We start from the raw sequence: 19124 nt of genomic DNA, 5'->3' as shown, positions 1-19124 counted from the left end.
TCAGGCTCCAACGACGCTATCGAGTTCACGGTAATCCGGCAGGCTGCGGTCGATCACCTTGCCGCGGCGAAGCACGACGCGGTCAGACTGCGGACGGGACAGGAATTCACTCCAGCGCCGCGCGCTGAAGAGGACGAGATCGGCCGGATCGCCGGCGGCGATACGACCCTTGTCCGGCCGTCCGACGATAGCGGCGGGCGAGGTGGTGACGACGCGGGCGGCGGTATCGAGCGGATGGTCGAGATGCAGAATCCGCACGGCCTCACGGAAGACCTCCACCGGATCGAGATCACCATAGGCATAGAAGGGGTCGCGGGTATTGTCGGATGCGACCGCGGTCGCGACACCGGCGTCGGCCAGTTCCTTGAACAGGGTGACGCCGCGCCAGCGCGGGGTGCGGCCGGGATAGCGATCCTGCAGATACATGTTGCACATCGGCAGCGCGATGACCGCGATGCCTGCCTTGGCGACCAATTCGACGGTGCGCGCGGCGGTGTCTTCGTCCTGGCGGGCGAGCGAGCAGCAATGGCCGGCGGTCGCCTTGCCTTCGAACCTGTTGCGCAGCACAGCCTCGGCAATTGCCTTCAGCGTCTCGGCGCCGCGATCATCCGTCTCGTCGACATGCAGATCGACATCCAGGCCATGCTCCGCGGCAGTCCTGAAGAGCGTGTCGAGCTGCCAGACAAGCTCCGGCCCCATCCGGGTGACACCGCCAAGCAGGCCGCCGTTCTGCCGGATGACCGTGACGAGATCGGCATAGAAGATGCTGTCTGCCATGGCATCCAGCGGGAAGAGGGCGACCGCCTGCAGCGCGATCCTGTCCTTCCAGGCATCCCGGATTTCGGCAAAAACCTCGAAGGAGATGCGATGCTGGGGTGCAAGCGAATCCAGGTGCGTGCGGATCAGGCTGGTGCCATGGGCATAGGCGGAGCGGAGCGAGAATTCCATGCGCCGTTTGACGTCTGCGGCCGACCAGTTGGCTTCCCGGTCTGCCCTGACGGCATCGAGTGCGCCCATGAAGCTGCCGTCGGGATTGGCCTGGCGCGGCCAGATATGGCCTTTGTCGAGATGGGTGTGAATATCGGCAAAACACGGCCACACCATACCGTCCTTGAGATCGATCCTGGCATAGTCGGCGGGTGCGGCGCCGGCCGGCCGGATGGCGGCAATCGTACCGTCGCTGATGACGATATCGACCGTGGCCAACCCTTCCGTCACCGGCAGGCCGATAGGCTCGACGGTGACGGCGGGCACTGTCGCGTTGCTCAGCACGAAGCGGGCCGCATTCGGCGGGGATATGAAGGAATAGGTCATCAGTTTTCCCGTTTGATGCTGCTTTCATGCCAGCGATGGAGGCTGAGCCAGGCGAGGAGGGTGGTAAGGCCGAAGATCGCTACGCCGAGCATGGAGAGCATCAACAGCGCCGCGAAGAGCCGCGGGATGTTCATCCGGTACTGCGCTTCGAGCAGGCGGAAGGCGAGGCCGGAGCCGGCGCCGGCCGAGCCCGCGGCAAATTCGGCGACGACGGCAGCGATCAGCGCAAGCCCGCCGCCGATGCGAAGACCGGTCATGAAGTAGGGCTGGGCGGCCGGGATCTTCAGATGGATCAGCGTCTGCCAGCGCGAGGCGCCATAGAGCTCGAAGAGGTTGATGAGGTTATGGTCGACGCTCTTCAGGCCCTGCACCATGTTCGACAGGATCGGGAAGAATGCGACGAGGAAGGCGCAGATCAGCAGCGCGACCTGAGTGGAGGGAGCGTAGATCAGGATCAGCGGCGAGATGGCGACGATCGGCGTCACCTGCAGGATGACGGCGAGCGGATAGAAGGCAAGCTCGACCCAGCGCGACTGCACGAGAAAGATCGCAAAGCCGACGCCGCCGACAAGCGCCAGCATCAGCGACATGAAGGTGATCTTGGTCGTGACCCAGAGGGCAGGGGCGAGCGTACCCCAATCCGTCACGAAGGCGTTTGCCACAGCGGCCGGTCCTGGCAGGATATAGGGTGGCACGCCGGACAGTTTCACATAGGCGTACCAGACAAGGATCAACAGGGCGATGACGAGAAAGGGGATGGCGATGCGCAGCGCAAGATTGCGGCGCCTTGCGCTTGCGGTACCCTTAACGAGCAGCGGCGATGTGTCTGTTTCGTCACTCATCAATGATCCCCTGCCGAATTGATCGCCCCGATCAGCGAATACGATACCGTTTCGCAGGCCTTGCGGTATTCTTCCGAGGTGCGGTAGTGCGCGTCGCGTTCGAGGCTGGTGATCAGCGGGACGTCGGCATGCACGCGCCCGGGCCTTGCCTTCATCACGACGATGCGGTTCGAGAGATAGGCGGACTCGAAGACCGAATGCGTCACGAAAATCACCGTAATGCCGGTCGCCTTCCACAGCCGCAGCACGTCGTCGTTGAGCTTCTGGCGGGTAATCTCATCGAGCGCGGCGAAAGGCTCGTCCATCAGCAGCAGCTTCGGCTTCGTCACCAGTGCACGGGGGATCGAGACGCGCATCTTCATACCGCCGGAAAGTTCGCGCGGATAGGCCTTGGCAAAATCCTGAAGGCCGACGGTGGTCAGCACTTCCATGATCTGATCATGCGCGGCTGCCTTCGAAACGCGCCTCAACCTCAGCGGCAGATGGACATTGTCGAACACGTTCTTCCAGGGCATCAACGTTGGTTCCTGGAAGACAAAGCCGATATCGCCCTCCGGCAGACCTCTGGAATTGATGCGCGAACTCGGCCAGTCGATCGTTCCCGAGGTGACATCGCCGAGACCGGCGATGATGCGCAGCGCCGTCGACTTGCCGCAGCCGGAAGGGCCGAGCAGGCTGACGAACTCGCCGCTTTCAACGGTGAGCGACATCTTCGAAAGGGCGACAGTGCCGCTGGAAAAGACCTTCGAAACCGCCTGCATGACGACCAGTGGCCGCTTTTTCGTTTCCTTCGAAGGCGCCGCCTTGGTTTCGGCTAGGGACATTTTCTCGCTCATTTATCGAAAGGGATGCGGTCCGCCACCGGGCGGCGGACCGAGCCTGGGAGGCTTATTTCTTCAGCGACATTCCGGTGCCCTTGCAGACGAACTTCGTCGTGAAGGCCTTGGTGTAGTCGGTATCGGCCTTGAACACCTTGATGGCCGTCATCTCGTCGAAGAACTTCTTGTAATGAGCGTCAGTGATGCAGCCGATGCCCTTGTCGAGGCTGTCGCCGGATTCGATGATGCCGTATTCCTTCATCTTGGCGATCGAATAGGCGATCTGGCCGTCCGTTATTTCAGGATTGTCCTTCTTGATCAGCGCGTTCGCCTTGGCGTTGTCGCCATAAAGGTAGTTGTACCAGCCCTCGATCGAGGCATCGACGAAGCGCTGCACGACGTCGGACTTGCCGTCGATCATCGCCTGCGTCGTCGTGATCATCGTCGAATAGGGCGAATAGCCGTTGTCGGCGAGCAGGAAGACCTTTGGCTCGAAGCCTGCCTGCTTCTGGATCTCATAGGGTTCGGAGGTCAGGTACCCCTGCTGGGCAGAGTCCTTATCTGCGAGGAAGGGGGCGGGACTGAAGTTATAGGGCTTGTACTGTTCGTCCTTGAAGCCCTTGAAGTTGGCCTTCATCCATTCGAAATAGGTGAGGTAGCCGTCCTTGCTTAGGAACAGCGTTTTCAGTTTGGCGAGGTCCTCGAACTTGTCGACACCATTGTCCGGATGGGCGATCAGTACCTGTGGATCCTTTTGGAAGATCGCGGCGACATCGACCAGCGGAATGCCCTGCTCGACGGCGGATATCTCTCCCTGAGGACCACCCATGTAGAAATCCAGCTTGCCGGAGATCAAGAGCGCGCTGTTTGCAGCATTCGGGCCGCCCTGGACGATGGTGACATCGAGGCCGTATTTCGCATAGGTGCCGTCGGCGACGGCTTGGTAGAAGCCGCCATGTTCCGCTTGGGCAAGCCAGTTCGTCCCGTAGCTCACCTTGTCGAGGGCAAGCGCCGGCGAGGCGGCGGCAAGCATCGAGGCGAGGCCGAAGCAGCTCAGGAATTGGGTCTTCGTCTGTGCTTTCAACATGGTCGGCAGTTCCCCTTTTGTGGCCGAGGGAGGCCTTGCTCGGCTCCCTTTTGAGGGAATTTGAGCCATTGCCATGCGCTTTGAAAAGCATCAAAATTCGTGCACATTGATGCCTTTTCGGCATCTCTGGGAAAGCTGAAGATAATTTGTGCGCCCTGCGCAAGATTTATGCATCGGAGAGATCATGTTGCACTCCAGACGCCTTCTTTACATCAACGAGATCGCCCGTTGCGGTTCGATCCGCAAGGCGGCCGCGCGCCTCAACGTGGCGTCGTCGGCGGTCAACAGGCAGATTTTGGCGCTGGAGGAGGAAATCGGAGCGCCGCTTTTCGAGCGGCTGCCGCGTGGCTTGCGGCTGACGGCTGCCGGCGAACTCTGCATCGAGCATATTCGGGACGTGCTGAAGAACTACGAGCGGCTGGAGGGGCGCATCCGCAGCCTCAAGATGCAGCAGGCGGGCAAGGTGCGCATGGTGACGACGGTCGGGCTTGCCGCCGGGCCGCTGCCCGAAATCATCGCGCGCTTTCTTTCAGAGCATCCGCGCGTCTTCGTCCAACTGCGCAACGATACCGGCGGCACGACGGCCAGCCCGGTTGTATCAGGCGAGGTGGATATTGGTCTCGGCTTCAACATCCCCGCCATGCCCGGCATCCGCACGCTCGGAAACTTCGATATCCCGATCGGTGTCGTGCTGCCGCCGGGGCATCACCTGATCGGTCCCGGGCCGATCAACCTCGCCGATGTCACTCAGGAAAAACTGGTTCTGGCGCAGCCGGGCACCAGCCTGCGCGAAGTGATCAACCTTGCTTTTGCGCGTCTGCCCATCTCGGTCGAGCCGGTGCTGGAAACCAATGCATCGGAGATGCTGAAACAGCTCGTCAAATGCGGCACCGGGCTGACGCTGCTCAATCCGCTCGACGTCATCACCGAATGCCGGCGTGGTGAACTCGTCTTCCGGCCGATCGCCGAGCCGCACGCGCGTTACCAGCAGATGAAGCTGTTTGCCCGCGCCCGCGCGCCCCTCGACGCAGCCACCAGCCTTTTCGTTGAATATCTGCTCGCCGAACTGCTCGGCCTGGTGCAGGAATTGCAGGCCAAGGGTCATATCCCAGCGGATGTGAAACCCGCGGCTGAGCCTATTTCACATAGAGATTCGAAAGCGGATAGACCTTGAGGTCCCGGAGCAGCTCGACGAACCCCCTGACCTGATGGCGGCAGATCGCCTCGCCCTTTTCGGCAGTGGCAATCGAGGCATCGCCGACCACGCCGAAGGGATTGAGGTCATGCGCGATCCAGGCCAGCGAATGCGGCGGCAGAGGCTGAAGAAATTTGGATTGCTCCCGCATCCCTTCGGCCTTCGAGGCAAAGTTTTGGGCCTTGTCCATCCGCACCAGCTCGGGGCGGAAGTGCAGCATCAACGACGTCTCGACATCGCCGCCGTGGATGCCGTATTTGCTCTCGTGATCGCTGACCATGCCTTCCGGATGGCCGAAACGGCCCCATTGCGTGGAGACCACCGCCATTTGATGGTGCACGCGCAGTTCACGCGCGACGATGCTCATGATGTCGACATTGCCGCCGTGGGAATTGACGATCACCATTTTTCGCAAGCCAGCTTCGGCAACCTTTGCGCCGATTGCCGTCCAGACGGGGATGAGCAGCTCGGCGCTGAGCGATAGCGTGCCGGGCCCATAGATATGTTCGTTGGCCTTGCCGATCTCCTGTGTCGGCAGCACCAGGATGTCCAGATCCTCCGGCCGCTGCCTCTTCAGCTCCGCCAGCATGCCGGTCGCGATGGCGACATCCGTTGCGATCGGCAGATGCGGGCCGTGCTGTTCCGTCGAGGCGATGGGCAGAATAACAATCGTTGTCTCGGGGGAGAGGCCGGCAAAATCATATGTATTGAGCTCGTTCCAGTAAAACGGCGTGGGCATGCTGTCTTCCCCTTTCGTCACCTGCTTCGACAGGGAGTAGGGAATAATGATGGGCCCGAAAAGCATCATTTTTTGCGCATGGCGCTGCTTTTTTTCGCGCGCATCGGCGGGCGTTACTCCGCTGGCTTTCCGAGTCCGAGGCAACTTCATCGAAGTTGTGGCTCGCGGCATCTCGCGACCGCGGCTCGGGGAATTCATGAGCCAGATCGATAACCGTATGCAACGGATAGGGTCTAATCAGAAGGTGGAGTTGCACTACCTCAGCAGACGGCGTTGACGCGCGCCTATGTCCAACGAGCAAGGTGGAACAGTTCATGCCAAGTCAGATACAACTGGAACTTTCCCGTCGAGATCTACTTATCTCGTCGGCCGCAACGATTGCGGTCACCGGAGCCGTCGCGCCCGCGGCGGCGCAGTCCCCAGGAAATGACATGGCCTATACATCCAAAGTTTCCTTCGCGGTGAACGGTGAGAAACGCGATCTCGAGGTCGACAATAGAACGTCGCTGCTCGACGCACTGCGCGAACACCTGCATCTGACCGGCACGAAAAAGGGATGCGACCACGGCCAATGCGGTGCATGCACCGTCATTGTCGACGGCCACCGCATCAATTCCTGCCTGACGCTGGCGGTCATGCACGAAGGCGATCAAATCACCACGATCGAAGGCCTCGGCCAGCCAGGAAACCTTCATCCGATGCAGACGGCCTTCGTCAAGCATGACGGGTTCCAATGCGGCTACTGCACGCCGGGACAGATCTGTTCCTCCGTGGCGGTGCTCGAAGAGATCAAGGCGAACATACCGAGCCACGTCACCGGCGATCTTACGGCTGAGGCGGCAGTCACTGCGGCCGAGATCCGCGAACGCATGAGCGGCAATATCTGTCGATGCGGCGCTTATTCCAACATTGTCGATGCCATTTCGGAAGTCGCGGGGATAAAAGCATGAGAGCCTTCACTTACGAACGCGCCTCATCCGTCGAGGCCGCGGCCAAGGCGGCAGCCTCCAATCCTGAAACCAAGTTCATCGCCGGCGGCACCAATCTCCTCGACCTGATGAAGCTCGAGATCGAAACGCCAGCGCATCTGATCGATGTCAACGGTCTCGGCCTCGACAAGATCGAACCCACGCCGGAGGGCGGGCTGCGCATCGGCGCCTTGGTCCGCAATACCGATCTTGCAGCTCATGAAACCGTTCGCCGTGACTACGGCCTGATCTCCAGGGCGCTTGTCGCGGGCGCCTCCGGGCAACTGCGCAACAAGGCGACGACGGCCGGCAACCTCCTGCAGCGCACGCGCTGTCCTTATTTCTATGACCCGAACCAACCGTGCAACAAGCGGCAGCCGGGCAGCGGCTGTTCCGCCATCGGCGGCTTCAGCCGCCAGCATGCAGTGGTCGGGGTAAGCGAGAGCTGCATCGCCACGCATCCGAGTGACATGGCCATCGCCATGCGGGCGCTCGATGCTGTTGTGGAAACGGTCAAAGCCGACGGCAGTCGCCGCGCGATTGCGATCGCCGACTTTCATCGGTTGCCCGGCGACACGCCCCACATCGAAACCGTTCTTGAGCGCGGCGAGTTCATCACGGCGGTCCTGCTGCCGCCGCCGATCGGCGGCAAGCACATCTATCGCAAGGTCCGAGACCGCGCCTCCTACGCCTTCGCACTCGTCTCGGTCGGAGCTGTGATCCAGCCGGACGGCACAGGACGGGTCGCCGTCGGCGGCGTCGCCCACAAGCCGTGGCGCGTCGAGGCAGCCGAAGCCGAACTGCCGAAAGGTGCGCGCGCGGCGGCGGGCGTCCTTCTTGCCGGCGCCCGTCCGACCGAACAGAACCGTTTCAAGGTGGAACTGGTCGAGCGCACGCTCGGCGCGGTCATTGCCGAAGCAAGGGGTTGAGCCATGCAGTTCGATACGCCAGCGACAACCAACCCGATAGACAATCTGAAGGTCGTCGGCCAGCCGATCCACCGCATCGACGGCCAGCTCAAGACGACCGGCCGCGCGATGTACGCCTATGAATGGCACGATCCGAACATGTCCTACGCCTATGGTTATCCCGTCGGCGCGGCCATCGCCAAGGGCCGCATCACGTCCATGGACGTTTCCGCCGCCAAAAAGGCTGCAGGTGTGCTTGCCGTTGTGACGACGCTCGACATCGGCGAGCGGAAGAAGGGCAGGTTCAACACCGCCAAGCTTTTCGGTGGCGACGAGGTTCAGCACTATCACCAGGCAATCGCGGTCGTCGTCGCCGAGACCTTCGAGCAGGCACGCGCCGCAGCCTCCCTGGTCAAGGTCGACTATGCCGAAGAAAAGGGTGCATTCGACCTCGGCCAGGCAAAGGATTCGGCCGTCAAGCCGGATGAATCGCAGCAGCCCGATACCGCGGTCGGCGACTTCGATTCTGCCTTCAGGTCAGCTCCCGTCACTGTTGACGCATCTTACACGACGCCCGACCAGTCGCATGCGATGATGGAACCGCACGCATCGATCGCTGCCTGGAACGGCGACGAGGTGACCGTCTGGACCTCAAGCCAGATGATCGACTGGTGGCGGTCCGACCTTGCGACGACGCTCGACATCGACAAGGAGAAGATCCATCTCATGTCGCCCTTCATCGGCGGCGGCTTCGGCGGCAAGTTGTTCCTGCGGGCGGATGCCGTGCTGGCCGTTCTCGGCGCGCGTGCGGTCAAGCGGCCCGTCAAGGTCGCCTTGCCGCGACCGTTCATGATGAACAACACCACCCACCGGCCGGCGACGATCCAGCGGATTCGTATTGGAGCCGAGCGTGACGGCAAGATCACCGCCATTGCGCACGAAAGCTGGTCCGGCGACCTTCCGGGCGGCGGACTGGAGACCGCCGTCAACCAGACGCGGCTTCTCTATGCCGGTGCAAACCGGATGACCGCGATGCGGCTGGCGACGCTTCATCTCCCGGAGGGCAATGCCATGCGCGCTCCGGGCGAAGCCCCCGGACTGATGGCGCTCGAAATCGCCATCGACGAGATTGCCGAAAAAGTTGGGATCGATCCTGTGCAGTTTCGGATCGTCAACGACACGCAGGTCGATCCGGAGAAGCCGCAGCGGCCTTTTTCCCAGCGCAATCTCGTCGGGTGCCTGACGCTCGGTGCGGAGCGGTTTGGCTGGCGTGAAAGAGGAAAGCCGGGTTCCAGACGGGATGGCAGCTGGCTGGTCGGCATGGGCGTCGCCGTTGCCTTCCGCAACAACCTCGTCCTTCCCTCCGGCGCACGGGTAAAGCTCGACCGGGAAGGCGTCGTGACTGTCGAAACCGACATGACCGACATCGGGACGGGCAGCTACACGATCATCGCCCAGACGGCCGCCGAGATGATGGGAGTGACGATCGACAAGGTCGCCGTCCAACTCGGCGACTCGCGTTTTCCGGTTTCTGCGGGTTCCGGCGGACAGTTCGGTGCGAACTCTTCCACGTCCGGTGTCTATGCAGCCTGTGTCAAGCTGCGTGAGGCCATCGCCAAGAAGCTCGGCTTCAACTCCGAAGACATCGTCTTCGAGAATGGCGAGGTCCGCTCGGGCAATCGTTCGGTGCCTCTTGCCGAGGCTGCCGGTCCGGATGGTCTCGTCGGCGAGGACACCATCAAGTGGGGTGAGCTTACCGAGACGCATCAGCAATCGACATTCGGCGCGCACTTCGTGGAGGTTGGCGTCGACATTGCCACGGGAGAAAGCCGTATTCGCAGGATGCTCGCAGTCTGCGCGGCAGGTCGGATCCTCAACCCGATTACGGCCCGCAGCCAGGTCATCGGCGCGATGACGATGGGGGCCGGCGGCGCGCTATCCGAGGAATTGGCGGTCGACACCCGCCGCGGCTTCTTCGTCAACCACGATCTCGCCAGCTACGAAGTGGCGGTGCATGCCGACATTCCGCACCAGGAGGTGATCTTCATGGACGAGACCGATCCGATGTCCTCACCGATGAAGGCCAAAGGCGTCGGCGAGCTTGGCCTTTGCGGCGTCGCGGCAGCAATCGCTAACGCCGTCTACAACGCGACCGGCGTCAGGGTTCGGCACTATCCGCTGACGCTTGACAAGCTGATCGGCGGCTTGCCGGACGTGGCGTGATTATTTTAGCGGCGGTCTCGAAAGCGGACCGCCGTCACTTCCTGTAGGATTTCCGATGGATCAGACACTTGCGCCCATCACGGCGCCAATTCCCGTCAGGGCCTCTTCCACCGACGATCCTGCGGATCTGCTTCGCTTCGCGATCGACGCCCATCGTCTTGGCGCGGCGGCGCTCGCAACCCTCGTCGACATCCGCGGCGGGGCCGCGCGGGCGCTCGGCGCTCATATGGCGGTTGCCGCAGATGGGCGGTTCTGCGGCTATGTCTCCGGCGGATGCGTCGAAGCCGCCGTCGCTTCCGAAGCGCTTCTGGCAATGGCGCAAGGACAGGACCGCACGGTCAAGTTCGGCGACGGCTCTCCCTTCTTCGACATTGTCCTTCCCTGCGGCGGCGGGATCTCGGTCGCAATCCATGTCCTGAAAGATGTTGGAGCTTTGCAGCATGTTCTGGATCGTCTCCGACGGCGGCAGGCAGCCGGCCTTGCCTATTCGCCAGAGCGGCAGACGATCGAACCGGTAGATCCCCTGCCACGGGCGTGCTGGCTCGAGCGAGATTTCCTGACCGTCTACCGTCCCCGCACCCGCGTCGTCCTTTCCGGGCAGACGATCGAAGCGCAGGCCGTCGCACGGCTGGCCGAAGCTTCCGGCTACGACGTGATCGTCAGGGGACAAAGCGAGGGGAGCAGGGTTGCAGCCGACATCATCGACCCCTTCACGGCCGTCGTGCTCCTGCATCATGACCTCGACGCCGAAGCCGCCATTCTCGAGACCGCGCTTCACTCGCCTGCCTTTTACATCGGCGCACTCGGCAGCACCCGGACGCATCATCGGCGTGTCGAGCGGTTGACAGCCATGGCTTTCAGAAAGAACGACATCGGTCGTATCAAGGCGCCCATCGGGATGTTCGGCCCGACGCGGGATGCAACCTCGCTCGCCCTGTCGGTTCTGGCCGATATCGCTGCGGCAAGACTGGTGGCTTATGCGTAAGGCGTCAGTCGCGATCGTCATTCTCGCTGCCGGCAAGGCAAGCCGGATGGGTGAGGGCGGGAAGCACAAGCTGCTGGCCGAGTTCGACGGCGTGCCGCTCGTGCGCCGGTCGGCATTGACCGCGCTCGCTGCGGATGCAGCGTCCGTTATTGTCGTCACGGGTCATCGCAGGAGCGAGATCGAGGCCGCGCTCGATGGGCTCGCTCTGACTTTCATCGATAATCCCGATTACGCCAGCGGCATGGCGAGCTCACTCATAGCCGGATTCTCATCGAGGGACGCTGACAGCGCCGAAGGCATTCTCGTCATGCTCGCCGATATGCCCGGCATTTCCAAGACGCATCTCGATGCCCTGATTTCCGCCTTCCGCAACGCGGGCGGCGAGGCCATCGTGCGCGCCGTTTCGCAGGGCAAGCCCGGCAATCCCGTTATCCTGCCACGTTCTCTCAATCCGGCAGTCCTGAGACTTGAAGGCGATGTCGGCGCGCGCGATATCATTGCGACGTCAGGCTTGCTTGTGCTCGATGTGGATGTTGGCGACGCGGCCTTGCTCGACGTCGACACGCCGGACGAGGTATTGGCCGCCGGCGGCGCAATGAACTGACGCGCGGAAGACAGCGCGCAGCCCCGGTGTCGCGCCGCTATCGAAGCCTGAATAGGAAATCAAACACTTCAATGCTGCCTGCGGAGGCTGCCCAGCATAGCCTTGAATCCCGCGACCGCTCGCTTCGAAACCGCCTCCGGATCCTCGGCATTGGCGATCCAAAGCGCCATATGGCTGCTGGCGCCATTGATGAGGCGAGCGGCGGTTTCGGTGTCGATGTCGATGATCTCGCCATCGGCCTTGAGACGGTCGAGGCTGCGGGAGAGGGCGGCGATGCAGCCGGGGGCGTTCTGCCATTGCGAGATATCGCCAAGTACCGCCGGACCATCGCGAAACATGATACGCTGGATTTCGGGCTCAAGCGCCATTTCGATATAGGCTGAGCACTCGTCGACAAAGCCCTGCCAGCGCGTGGGAGCGGCGGCCGAGACCTCGTTCAGCCGTTCAGTCATCTCCGCGTCGATTTCCATGATGACGGCTTGGAGCAGGCCCCTCTTGTCACCGAAGTGGTGATAGAGTGCCCCTCGCGTCAATCCCGCTTCGCCGGTGAAATCGTCCATCGAGGCTTCCGCATAGCCGATCGTGCCAAAGGCACGCCGCCCGGCCGCGATAAGTTTGCCGCGGGTCTCTGCGATCATCTCCTGGCGCGGTTTGCGCATGGCTTCTCCATTGGCATACGCCGCGTATCTTTTTCATTGACATACGGGACGTATGCATTATCTAAACACATACGCTCCGTATATAAGTGTTCTATCCGATAGCTGGAAGGATCGTCGCATGTCAAATCCGTATAAACAAATATTCGCGGCACCTGGGGCCAAGGGCTTCTCCGCAGCCGGCTTTTTCGCACGCCTTCCCATCGCCATGGCACCGATCGGCATCGTCGCCATGCTCTCCCAGGCACATGGTGAATATTGGCTGGCAGGCGCCGTGTCGGCGACCTATGCGCTCACCAATGCGGTGATCTCGCCGCAGATTTCGCGAGCGGTCGACCGGCTGGGCCAGACGGCAGTGGTCGTTCCCACAACCATCGTATCGGTATTGGCGTTCATCGCGCTGATCGCGGCGGCCAACCAGAACTGGCCGGTGTGGACGCTGTTTGCCTCAGCCTTCCTCGCGGCAGCCATGCCAAGCATCCCGGCGCTGATGCGGGCGCGCTGGACGGAACTGTTTCGCAACCAGCCTGAGCTCAACACGGCCTTCGCGTTCGAAAGTGCCGCGGACGAACTGGTCTATATCGCCGGCGCTTCGCTGTCGGTGGGGCTCGCCGTGTCACTTTTCCCGGAAGCCGGCATGATGGTGAGCACAGCTTTTCTAGCGCTCGGGACGGCCGCCTTCATCGTGCAGCGCGGCACCGAGCCGAAGGTGCGTTATGTCGCCGGCGCGGCTTCGGTTGGCTCGGCGATCCGGCAGCGTCCGGTGCAGATCATCACACTCGCGCTGATCTTCGTCGGCTCGATCTTCGCAACCGCTGAAGTGAGTGTTGTCGCCATTACCAAGGAGCTTGGTCAGCCGAATGCGGCAAGCCTGGTCATCGGTGTCTATGCCCTCGGTTCCTTCCTATTGGGTTTGACTCTCGGCGCGCTCAATCTGCGCATCCCCTTGCATCGTCAATTGCTGATCGCTGTTGCTATTCTCGCACTGACCTCGCTGCCGCTGCTCGTCGCCGGCAGCTCGGTAACCCTGCTTGCTATCGCCGTCTTCGTCAGCGGCATCGCGATCTCGCCGACCTTTATAACGGCCTTCGGACTGATTGAGCGTCGCGTGCCGGAATCGGTGCTGACGGAAGGTGTCACCTGGGTGATGACCGGCATCGGCATCGGCATGGCGCTTGGCGCCTTCGTCTCGGGCTGGGTCGTCGACACCTACGGTCCCCAGAGCGGATTCTGGGTGTCTGCGGCGGCCGGGGCCGCGACCGTCCTTATCATTGCCCTTGGTCAGCGCACCCTGTCGGGCGAGTGCACCGGCGGTGAAGATTGCGCCATGCTGGAGCCAGCGCAGTAACAGGGCGGGCGGTAGACAGGAGCGATGCAGGAGGATTCACCTTGAACGGTTCGAAACCGTTCAAGGTGAAGGCAGTGGGTCAAGTCGCATTTCGGGAGAACTCACGAGCTAAGTCGAGGAATGCTCTGACGCCGGCCGACAGATTTCGGCGTCCAGGATAGTATAGGCACAACCCTGGATACGGCGGCGTCCAATCTTCGAGAACACGAACAACGCGCCCCGCCTCTATGTCCGAGAGAATGTCCTGTTCGAAGAGATAGCCCACGCCGGCGCTTTCGAGCACGGCTGTCCGCGTAAGGCTGGCCTCATCGAGTGCGATTGGCCCCCGCACGTCTATCTGCACCGGCTCGCCGTCTTTTTCGAACCGCCATCGAAACAAGGAGCCGTCTGGCAGGCGCACACGAATGCACCTGTGATTGAGAAGATCCGGAGGGACCATGGGCTTACCATGTTTCCCGAAATACTCGGGAGACCCAACCACTGCGTGTCGCTGAGGCCGGCCGAGCGAAACGGCAATCATATCGCTGGGAACGAGGCCTTCAACCCTGACGCCTAGATCGAACCCCTCCTTGACGATATCGACCATCTTACCCTCGGTAACGATATCGACATTCATGTCCGGATAGCGGCGCAGGAACTCCAGCACGAGCGGTGAGATGATGGCGCGCGCCGCAAACGGCGCTGCGTTGATCCGTATGGTTCCGGAAGGAGTCTCGCGGTGGGAGCGTACCAGATCCAGAGCAGCATGGAGATCCTGCAGCGAGGGCCTGACCTGCTGCACAAACAACCGGCCGGCGTCCGTCAGCGACACGCTGCGGGTGGTGCGGTTGAACAACCGCACGCCAAGTCCCGCCTCGAGCCTGCTAATCGTGTGGCTCAACGCGGTCGTGGACATGCCGAGATCAATGGCCGCTGCTCGAAAAGTCCCGCGCCTGGCAATTGCAATGGCCGCTTCAAGTTCCTTCAGGCTGGCTAGTTCCATTGTCCCGATCTGTTCATCATCGCATGCCGGTTTATCCCACTTATTTATGCAATGGTCGAGGGATAAGTATCGGTTAGGTTATGAGGAGAACACAATGGATATGCCCGGTATCATTGACACGTACTTTGAAGCAGATCGTCGCAATGACGCGAATGCGCTGCTGGACACCTTTGCGGTCGAAGCCGTCGTCGAAGACGAACGAGCGCGCCATCAAGGCGTCGCCGCAATCCGAGAATGGTGGGTGGCTGCGAAGAAGTCGGCTCAGTACGTTGCTGAACCTTTGGAATGCACGGTCGACGGTGACAAAGCGCTCATCCGAGCCAAAGTGAGCGGCCAGTTTCCCGGTAGTCCGGTGACCCTCGCTTACGAGTTTGCCATCAAAGACGGCAAGATCGTCAGGCTGGAGATCCAATAATGACTGACTTTCTCAATTTGGAAGGCAAACGCGTCCTCATTACGGCTGGGACCAAGGGCGCCGGCGCTGCGACCGTCAGTTTGTTTCGGGAACTCGGCGCGAAGGTGCTGACGACAGCGCGGGCGCGTCCGGAAGCCTTGCCGGATGAATTGTTCGTTGAAGCGGACCTGACCACCGAGGAAGGCTGTGCAATCGTCGCGGATGCCGCGCGCCAACGTCTCGGCGGCGTTGACATCATCTTGCACATGCTAGGCGGTTCGTCAGCGGCCGGCGGTGGATTTTCTGCACTGTCGGAAGACGACTGGCATAAGGAGCTGTCGCTCAACCTTTTTCCAGCCGTTCGCCTGGATCGGCAACTGGTTCCGGACATGGTCGCTCAAGGAAACGGTGTGGTGGTGCATGTGACATCCATCCAGAGAGTCCTGCCGCTTCCGGAATCGACGACGGCCTATGCTGCGGCGAAGGCAGCGCTTTCCACTTACAGCAAGGCAATTTCGAAGGAAGTTTCGCCCAAAGGTGTCCGGGTCGTTCGGGTGTCGCCAGGCTGGATCGAAACGGAAGCTTCGGTCCACCTTGCAGAGCGCTTGGCGAAGCAGGCCGGTACTGACCTCGAGGGCGGCAAAAAGATCATCATGGACGGGCTGGGCGGCATTCCGCTCGGTCGTCCGGCAAAACCGGAAGAGGTCGCAAACCTGATTGCCTTCCTCGCCTCCGACCGGGCTGCTTCAATCACTGGTACCGAATATACGATCGATGGAGGGACAGTGCCAACAGCCTAGGCGCCGGCATGCACGGCAAATCAGGTCGGCGCGTCCCATCCGCCGATGTGGGAATAGATCGCGTTGCGGAGATAACGCACGTCGCGGTTCAGAGCGGCCAAGTCCTGCGGTTTCTGGGTCGAGGCAGCAAGCAAGGTATCGCTGAGACAGCCTGCCTTGTGCTGCAATGCCCGGCCTTCGTCGGTCAATGCAATCAACACCTGGCGCTCGTTGCTCAGGTTTCTGGTCCTACGCAGGAGGCCGGATACCTCGAGGCGCTTTAGAAGCGGCGTCAGCGTGCTGGATTCCAGGGCAAGGGCGTTGGCAATGGCACCCACCGTTTGTCCATCTTCGCTCCATAACACGTTGAGCACGAGATACTGCGGGTATGTCAGGCCCAGCTCATCGAGAAGGGGCTTGTAAGCACGCTGGATGGCAATACCAGCTGTATAAATTGCGTAGCACAATTGGTCGTGCAGAGCGGGCGGGTCGTTGTGGCGGTCGGTCATTCTGAGCTCCTGTAGACCTCCATATAGCCTATGCAATAGCAAAATTAAATATCGCGATAAGAATTATCTTGACGAGTAATCTAAAGTCTGCGAGCTTATATTTATCGCGATAACAATTATCGCAGTTAACGAGGAGATAGCCATGACACGCAAGACCACGACCACCGTAGCCGCAATTGTTGCTGCAGCCTCACTGTCCGCTGCCGCATTGCCGGCGAACGCAGCGGACACCATCTCTCAAGACCAGTCCGTCAGAAACGTTGTGCTTGTCCACGGCGCCTTTGCAGACGGTTCTGGCTGGAAGGGTGTTTACGACAATCTCACCAAGCGCGGCTATCGCGTTACGATCGTCCAGAACCCGCTGACCTCCCTCGAAGACGACGTTGCCGCCACCAAACGTGCGCTGGAACGGCAGGATGGTCCGGTCATTCTCGTTGGACATTCCTGGGGCGGCACGGTCATCACGGAAGCGGGCGTCGACGCAAAGGTTGCTGGCCTCGTCTATGTTTCTGCTCTGTCCCCCGATGCCGGCGAGACAACGGCACAGCAATACCAAGGATTTGCTCCTGCATCGGAATTCGTCATTGAGACCACGAAAGATGGCTTTGGATATGTCAGCCCGGAAAAGTTTAAGGCTGGCTTTGCTCATGACGTCAGCGATGCGGATGTTGCATTCATGAGGGATGCGCAGGTCCCGATCAACATGTCGGCGTTCGGCACGAAGTTGGAAAATGCTGCATGGCGCACCAAGCCGAGCTGGGCCGTCATCGCTACCGAAGACAAGGCATTCGATCAGGCGATGCTGATCCACATGGCAGAGCGCATCAAGGCGAAGATCACCAAGGTTTCGGCAAGCCACGCCGTGTTCATGACGCAACCGAAGGTGGTCGCAGATACCATTGATCAGGCTGCCAAGGCTGTCTCGGCGAAGAAACAATGACTGATGCAAGGTCATCGGGACAGCCCGCACTGTCCCATGACAACAAACAGAGTCCGTCGAACCAGGCGCGGTAGGGCCGAAGCGAACACGTAAAAGATCGCTCGATTTCTAAATGACCTCCATCGCGTGGCTTGGCACCGGGATCCCAGCACTTTTTTCTCAATACATTCACGGAGGTAACCACGTGAAGCTGAATAGTCATGACCAGAATGCACCCGAAAATCCGCCCGTTCCTCAGAGCGAGGTCGGTGGTGTTTTCGACTTCATCGTCTGCGGCGCCGGGTCCAGCGGCTCCGTCGTTGCCGCACGACTGGCAGAGGATGGAAATGCAAGCGTCCTACTGCTCGAGGCAGGCGGTGACGATGCGGCCGAGACCGTTACAAACCCTGCGCAGTGGCCGCTCAATCTCGGCTCGAGCCGGGACTGGGGTTTTATCGGACAACCGGCACCTGGCCTGGACGGCCGACGTCTTCCTCTCAGCATGGGCAAGGGGCTCGGCGGCGGTTCGAGCATCAATGTCATGGTGTGGGCCAGAGGACACAAGGGGGATTGGGACCACTTTGCCGCTGAAGCCGGCGATGACGCGTGGGGCTATCAGTCTATCCTCGGCTACTATCGCCGGATCGAAGATTGGCAGGGCGCTCCGGACCCAACGCGTCGCGGCATGGGAGGACCGGCCTACGTAGCGCAGCCGCAGGCGCCCCAACCGATCGCAGAGGCCTTGTTGAGTGCGGCATCCACTATCGGCATTCCCGTCTACGATAGCCCGAACGGTGAAATGATGGAGGGCCCGGGCGGCGCATCTATCGCTGAACTGCGGATCCGGGATGGCAAGCGGGAGTCTGTCTTTGGATCCTATGTCAGCCCGCTCATGTCGCGCCCAAACTTGACTGTGCTGACCGACGCACTGGTCACGCGCCTCATCTTCGATGGCAAGCGCGTGACGGGGATCGAGGTTCTCGTCGATGATCAGTTGCGTCAATTCACTGCGCGTTGCGAAACGGTACTGTCGCTAGGCGCGATCAATACTCCGAAAGTGTTGATGCAGTCGGGCATAGGTCCAGAAGATGAGCTGCAAGCCCACGGCATTCCCGTGGTTCAACACTTACCTGGCGTTGGGCGCAATCATCAGGATCATCTCGCATTCGGGTGCACCTGGGCATATCGAAAACCAGAAGCCGTCGGTGGTAGCGGCTGCGAGGCAAAACTCTACTGGAAAAGCGACTCGCGTCTTGCGCAGCCGGACATTCTTCAGTGCCAGTTGGAGTTCGCTGTGCCGTCACCGATCGAGACGGGCCTCGAAACCCCGCAACATGGGTGGACGATGTTTAACGGTCTCGCCCAGCCAAAAAGCCGTGGTCGATTGCGGCTCTCCGGCCCCAATACGAATGACCCTATCCTGATCGAACCGAATTCTCTCAGCGCGCCGGAAGACATGGCGGCCGCCTTGGCTGCGGTCGAGTTGTGTCGCGAACTCGGAAACAGCGATGCCTTCACGCCACTGGTGACAGGCGAGGCGGCTCCGGGCGCGCGCTACAAGTCAGGGATGATCGACTTTATCCGGCGTTCGGCGGTCACCTACTGGCATCAATCCTGCACAGCCAAAATGGGACGCGACAGCATGTCGGTGGTCGACAACGAACTCAAGGTGTACGGCGTCGATGGCCTGCGCATCGCAGACTCCTCGATCATGCCGAGGATCACCACCGGTAATACAATGGCGCCCTGCGTTGTCATTGGAGAGCGGGCGGCTGATCTGATCCGAAAGATGCATAGCCTGCCAGACCTGAGCGGAGGACTCACTCAGCCCACTTGATGAAGAGATTTACGTGG

At 61.0% G+C, this 19124-nt stretch carries 19 protein-coding genes; 11 read left to right on the top strand and 8 right to left on the bottom strand.

The annotated features are described in order from the left end of the window. From G9X68_RS16045 to G9X68_RS16030, 4 genes are all read right to left on the bottom strand, one after another. On the bottom strand, positions 1-1314 hold the full coding sequence (locus G9X68_RS16045) for a cytosine deaminase (protein ID WP_171603229.1): 1314 nt from the start codon (positions 1312-1314) through the stop codon (positions 1-3). Next, a complete protein-coding gene (locus G9X68_RS16040; protein WP_171603228.1) occupies positions 1314-2156 on the bottom strand; it encodes an ABC transporter permease in 843 nt (280 codons plus the stop codon). The genes G9X68_RS16045 and G9X68_RS16040 overlap by 1 nt, the downstream gene beginning before the upstream one ends. Next, on the bottom strand, positions 2156-2980 hold the full coding sequence (locus G9X68_RS16035) for an ABC transporter ATP-binding protein (RefSeq protein WP_171603227.1): 825 nt from the start codon (positions 2978-2980) through the stop codon (positions 2156-2158). Before G9X68_RS16035 ends, G9X68_RS16040 begins: the two co-directional genes overlap by 1 nt. 64 nt (positions 2981-3044) lie before the next feature. Continuing rightward, positions 3045-4061: an ABC transporter substrate-binding protein gene (locus G9X68_RS16030; protein WP_171603226.1), complete on the bottom strand. Its 1017-nt coding sequence runs from the start codon at positions 4059-4061 to the stop codon at positions 3045-3047. A gap of 184 nt (positions 4062-4245) precedes the next feature. On the opposite strand from G9X68_RS16030, the gene G9X68_RS16025 reads away from it, so the two are divergent. Continuing rightward, on the top strand, positions 4246-5235 hold the full coding sequence (locus G9X68_RS16025) for a LysR family transcriptional regulator (protein WP_168308971.1): 990 nt from the start codon (positions 4246-4248) through the stop codon (positions 5233-5235). On the opposite strand, the gene G9X68_RS16020 is transcribed toward G9X68_RS16025, so the two are convergent. Next, positions 5198-6064 (bottom strand): creatininase family protein, encoded by an 867-nt coding sequence (locus tag G9X68_RS16020; protein ID WP_171603225.1) that lies wholly within the window; start codon positions 6062-6064, stop codon positions 5198-5200. The two genes, G9X68_RS16025 and G9X68_RS16020, sit on opposite strands and share 38 nt — an antisense overlap. 233 nt (positions 6065-6297) lie before the next feature. Here G9X68_RS16020 and paoA point away from each other — a divergent pair, with 233 nt between their 5' ends. The 5 genes from paoA to G9X68_RS15995 are packed head-to-tail and all read left to right on the top strand — an operon-like array spanning position 6298 to position 11683. Further along, positions 6298-6945, top strand: coding sequence for an aldehyde dehydrogenase iron-sulfur subunit PaoA (gene paoA, locus G9X68_RS16015; RefSeq protein WP_171603224.1), 648 nt, complete (start codon positions 6298-6300; stop codon positions 6943-6945). After that, positions 6942-7892, top strand: coding sequence for an FAD binding domain-containing protein (locus G9X68_RS16010; RefSeq protein WP_171603223.1), 951 nt, complete (start codon positions 6942-6944; stop codon positions 7890-7892). The genes paoA and G9X68_RS16010 overlap by 4 nt, the downstream gene beginning before the upstream one ends. Positions 7893-7895: 3 nt before the next feature. Continuing rightward, positions 7896-10094 (top strand): aldehyde oxidoreductase molybdenum-binding subunit PaoC, encoded by a 2199-nt coding sequence (gene paoC / locus G9X68_RS16005; protein ID WP_171603222.1) that lies wholly within the window; start codon positions 7896-7898, stop codon positions 10092-10094. A 55-nt stretch (positions 10095-10149) separates the two neighbouring features. Then, positions 10150-11079: an XdhC family protein gene (locus G9X68_RS16000; RefSeq protein ID WP_171603221.1), complete on the top strand. Its 930-nt coding sequence runs from the start codon at positions 10150-10152 to the stop codon at positions 11077-11079. After that, the gene (locus G9X68_RS15995) at positions 11072-11683 is read left to right on the top strand and encodes a nucleotidyltransferase family protein (RefSeq protein WP_171603220.1); all 612 of its coding nucleotides are present in this window, start codon (positions 11072-11074) and stop codon (positions 11681-11683) included. Before G9X68_RS16000 ends, G9X68_RS15995 begins: the two co-directional genes overlap by 8 nt. 68 nt (positions 11684-11751) lie before the next feature. Here G9X68_RS15995 and G9X68_RS15990 read toward each other — a convergent pair whose 3' ends face one another. After that, positions 11752-12342, bottom strand: a complete 591-nt coding sequence (locus G9X68_RS15990; RefSeq protein WP_171603219.1) for a TetR/AcrR family transcriptional regulator — start codon at positions 12340-12342, stop codon at positions 11752-11754. A 118-nt stretch (positions 12343-12460) separates the two neighbouring features. On the opposite strand from G9X68_RS15990, the gene G9X68_RS15985 reads away from it, so the two are divergent. Next, positions 12461-13687, top strand: coding sequence for an MFS transporter (locus tag G9X68_RS15985; protein ID WP_171603218.1), 1227 nt, complete (start codon positions 12461-12463; stop codon positions 13685-13687). A 79-nt stretch (positions 13688-13766) separates the two neighbouring features. On the opposite strand, the gene G9X68_RS15980 is transcribed toward G9X68_RS15985, so the two are convergent. Next, complete coding sequence (locus G9X68_RS15980) at positions 13767-14669, bottom strand: LysR family transcriptional regulator (RefSeq protein WP_171603217.1); 903 nt, start codon at positions 14667-14669, stop codon at positions 13767-13769. A 94-nt stretch (positions 14670-14763) separates the two neighbouring features. Between G9X68_RS15980 and G9X68_RS15975 the strand changes: the two genes are divergently transcribed. Then, entirely contained in the window at positions 14764-15084 is a 321-nt protein-coding gene (locus G9X68_RS15975; RefSeq protein WP_171603216.1) for a nuclear transport factor 2 family protein, read from the top strand. After that, positions 15084-15863: an SDR family oxidoreductase gene (locus G9X68_RS15970; protein ID WP_171603215.1), complete on the top strand. Its 780-nt coding sequence runs from the start codon at positions 15084-15086 to the stop codon at positions 15861-15863. Before G9X68_RS15975 ends, G9X68_RS15970 begins: the two co-directional genes overlap by 1 nt. Before the next feature lie 20 nt (positions 15864-15883). Here G9X68_RS15970 and G9X68_RS15965 read toward each other — a convergent pair whose 3' ends face one another. After that, the gene (locus tag G9X68_RS15965; protein ID WP_171603214.1) at positions 15884-16351 is read right to left on the bottom strand and encodes a MarR family winged helix-turn-helix transcriptional regulator; all 468 of its coding nucleotides are present in this window, start codon (positions 16349-16351) and stop codon (positions 15884-15886) included. 142 nt (positions 16352-16493) lie between these two features. On the opposite strand from G9X68_RS15965, the gene G9X68_RS15960 reads away from it, so the two are divergent. Next, positions 16494-17291, top strand: coding sequence for an alpha/beta fold hydrolase (locus G9X68_RS15960; RefSeq protein ID WP_171603213.1), 798 nt, complete (start codon positions 16494-16496; stop codon positions 17289-17291). Between the two features lie 184 nt (positions 17292-17475). Then, positions 17476-19107: a GMC family oxidoreductase N-terminal domain-containing protein gene (locus G9X68_RS15955; RefSeq protein WP_171603893.1), complete on the top strand. Its 1632-nt coding sequence runs from the start codon at positions 17476-17478 to the stop codon at positions 19105-19107. Positions 19108-19124: the final 17 nt, after the last annotated feature.

It is taken from the genome of Rhizobium changzhiense (assembly GCF_013087625.1).
Classification (GTDB): Bacteria; Pseudomonadota; Alphaproteobacteria; order Rhizobiales; family Rhizobiaceae; genus Rhizobium; species Rhizobium sophorae.
This window is presented reverse-complemented; position numbering and strand designations above follow the sequence as displayed.

What these genes read in the sequence shown, in the direction of transcription:
- G9X68_RS16045 (WP_171603229.1), bottom strand. Translation starts at nt 1,314, where the DNA reads ATGACCTATTCCTTCATATCCCCGCCGAATGCGGCCCGCTTCGTGCTG.
- G9X68_RS16035 (WP_171603227.1), bottom strand. Translation starts at nt 2,980, where the DNA reads ATGTCCCTAGCCGAAACCAAGGCGGCGCCTTCGAAGGAAACGAAAAAG.
- G9X68_RS16010 (WP_171603223.1), top strand. Translation starts at nt 6,942, where the DNA reads ATGAGAGCCTTCACTTACGAACGCGCCTCATCCGTCGAGGCCGCGGCC.
- G9X68_RS15975 (WP_171603216.1), top strand. Translation starts at nt 14,764, where the DNA reads ATGGATATGCCCGGTATCATTGACACGTACTTTGAAGCAGATCGTCGC.
- G9X68_RS15985 (WP_171603218.1), top strand. Translation starts at nt 12,461, where the DNA reads ATGTCAAATCCGTATAAACAAATATTCGCGGCACCTGGGGCCAAGGGC.
- G9X68_RS15960 (WP_171603213.1), top strand. Translation starts at nt 16,494, where the DNA reads ATGACACGCAAGACCACGACCACCGTAGCCGCAATTGTTGCTGCAGCC.
- paoC (WP_171603222.1), top strand. Translation starts at nt 7,896, where the DNA reads ATGCAGTTCGATACGCCAGCGACAACCAACCCGATAGACAATCTGAAG.
- G9X68_RS15970 (WP_171603215.1), top strand. Translation starts at nt 15,084, where the DNA reads ATGACTGACTTTCTCAATTTGGAAGGCAAACGCGTCCTCATTACGGCT.
- G9X68_RS16020 (WP_171603225.1), bottom strand. Translation starts at nt 6,064, where the DNA reads ATGATGCTTTTCGGGCCCATCATTATTCCCTACTCCCTGTCGAAGCAG.
- G9X68_RS16030 (WP_171603226.1), bottom strand. Translation starts at nt 4,061, where the DNA reads ATGTTGAAAGCACAGACGAAGACCCAATTCCTGAGCTGCTTCGGCCTC.
- G9X68_RS15990 (WP_171603219.1), bottom strand. Translation starts at nt 12,342, where the DNA reads ATGCGCAAACCGCGCCAGGAGATGATCGCAGAGACCCGCGGCAAACTT.
- G9X68_RS15965 (WP_171603214.1), bottom strand. Translation starts at nt 16,351, where the DNA reads ATGACCGACCGCCACAACGACCCGCCCGCTCTGCACGACCAATTGTGC.
- G9X68_RS15980 (WP_171603217.1), bottom strand. Translation starts at nt 14,669, where the DNA reads ATGGAACTAGCCAGCCTGAAGGAACTTGAAGCGGCCATTGCAATTGCC.
- G9X68_RS16025 (WP_168308971.1), top strand. Translation starts at nt 4,246, where the DNA reads ATGTTGCACTCCAGACGCCTTCTTTACATCAACGAGATCGCCCGTTGC.
- G9X68_RS15995 (WP_171603220.1), top strand. Translation starts at nt 11,072, where the DNA reads ATGCGTAAGGCGTCAGTCGCGATCGTCATTCTCGCTGCCGGCAAGGCA.
- G9X68_RS16040 (WP_171603228.1), bottom strand. Translation starts at nt 2,156, where the DNA reads ATGAGTGACGAAACAGACACATCGCCGCTGCTCGTTAAGGGTACCGCA.
- G9X68_RS16000 (WP_171603221.1), top strand. Translation starts at nt 10,150, where the DNA reads ATGGATCAGACACTTGCGCCCATCACGGCGCCAATTCCCGTCAGGGCC.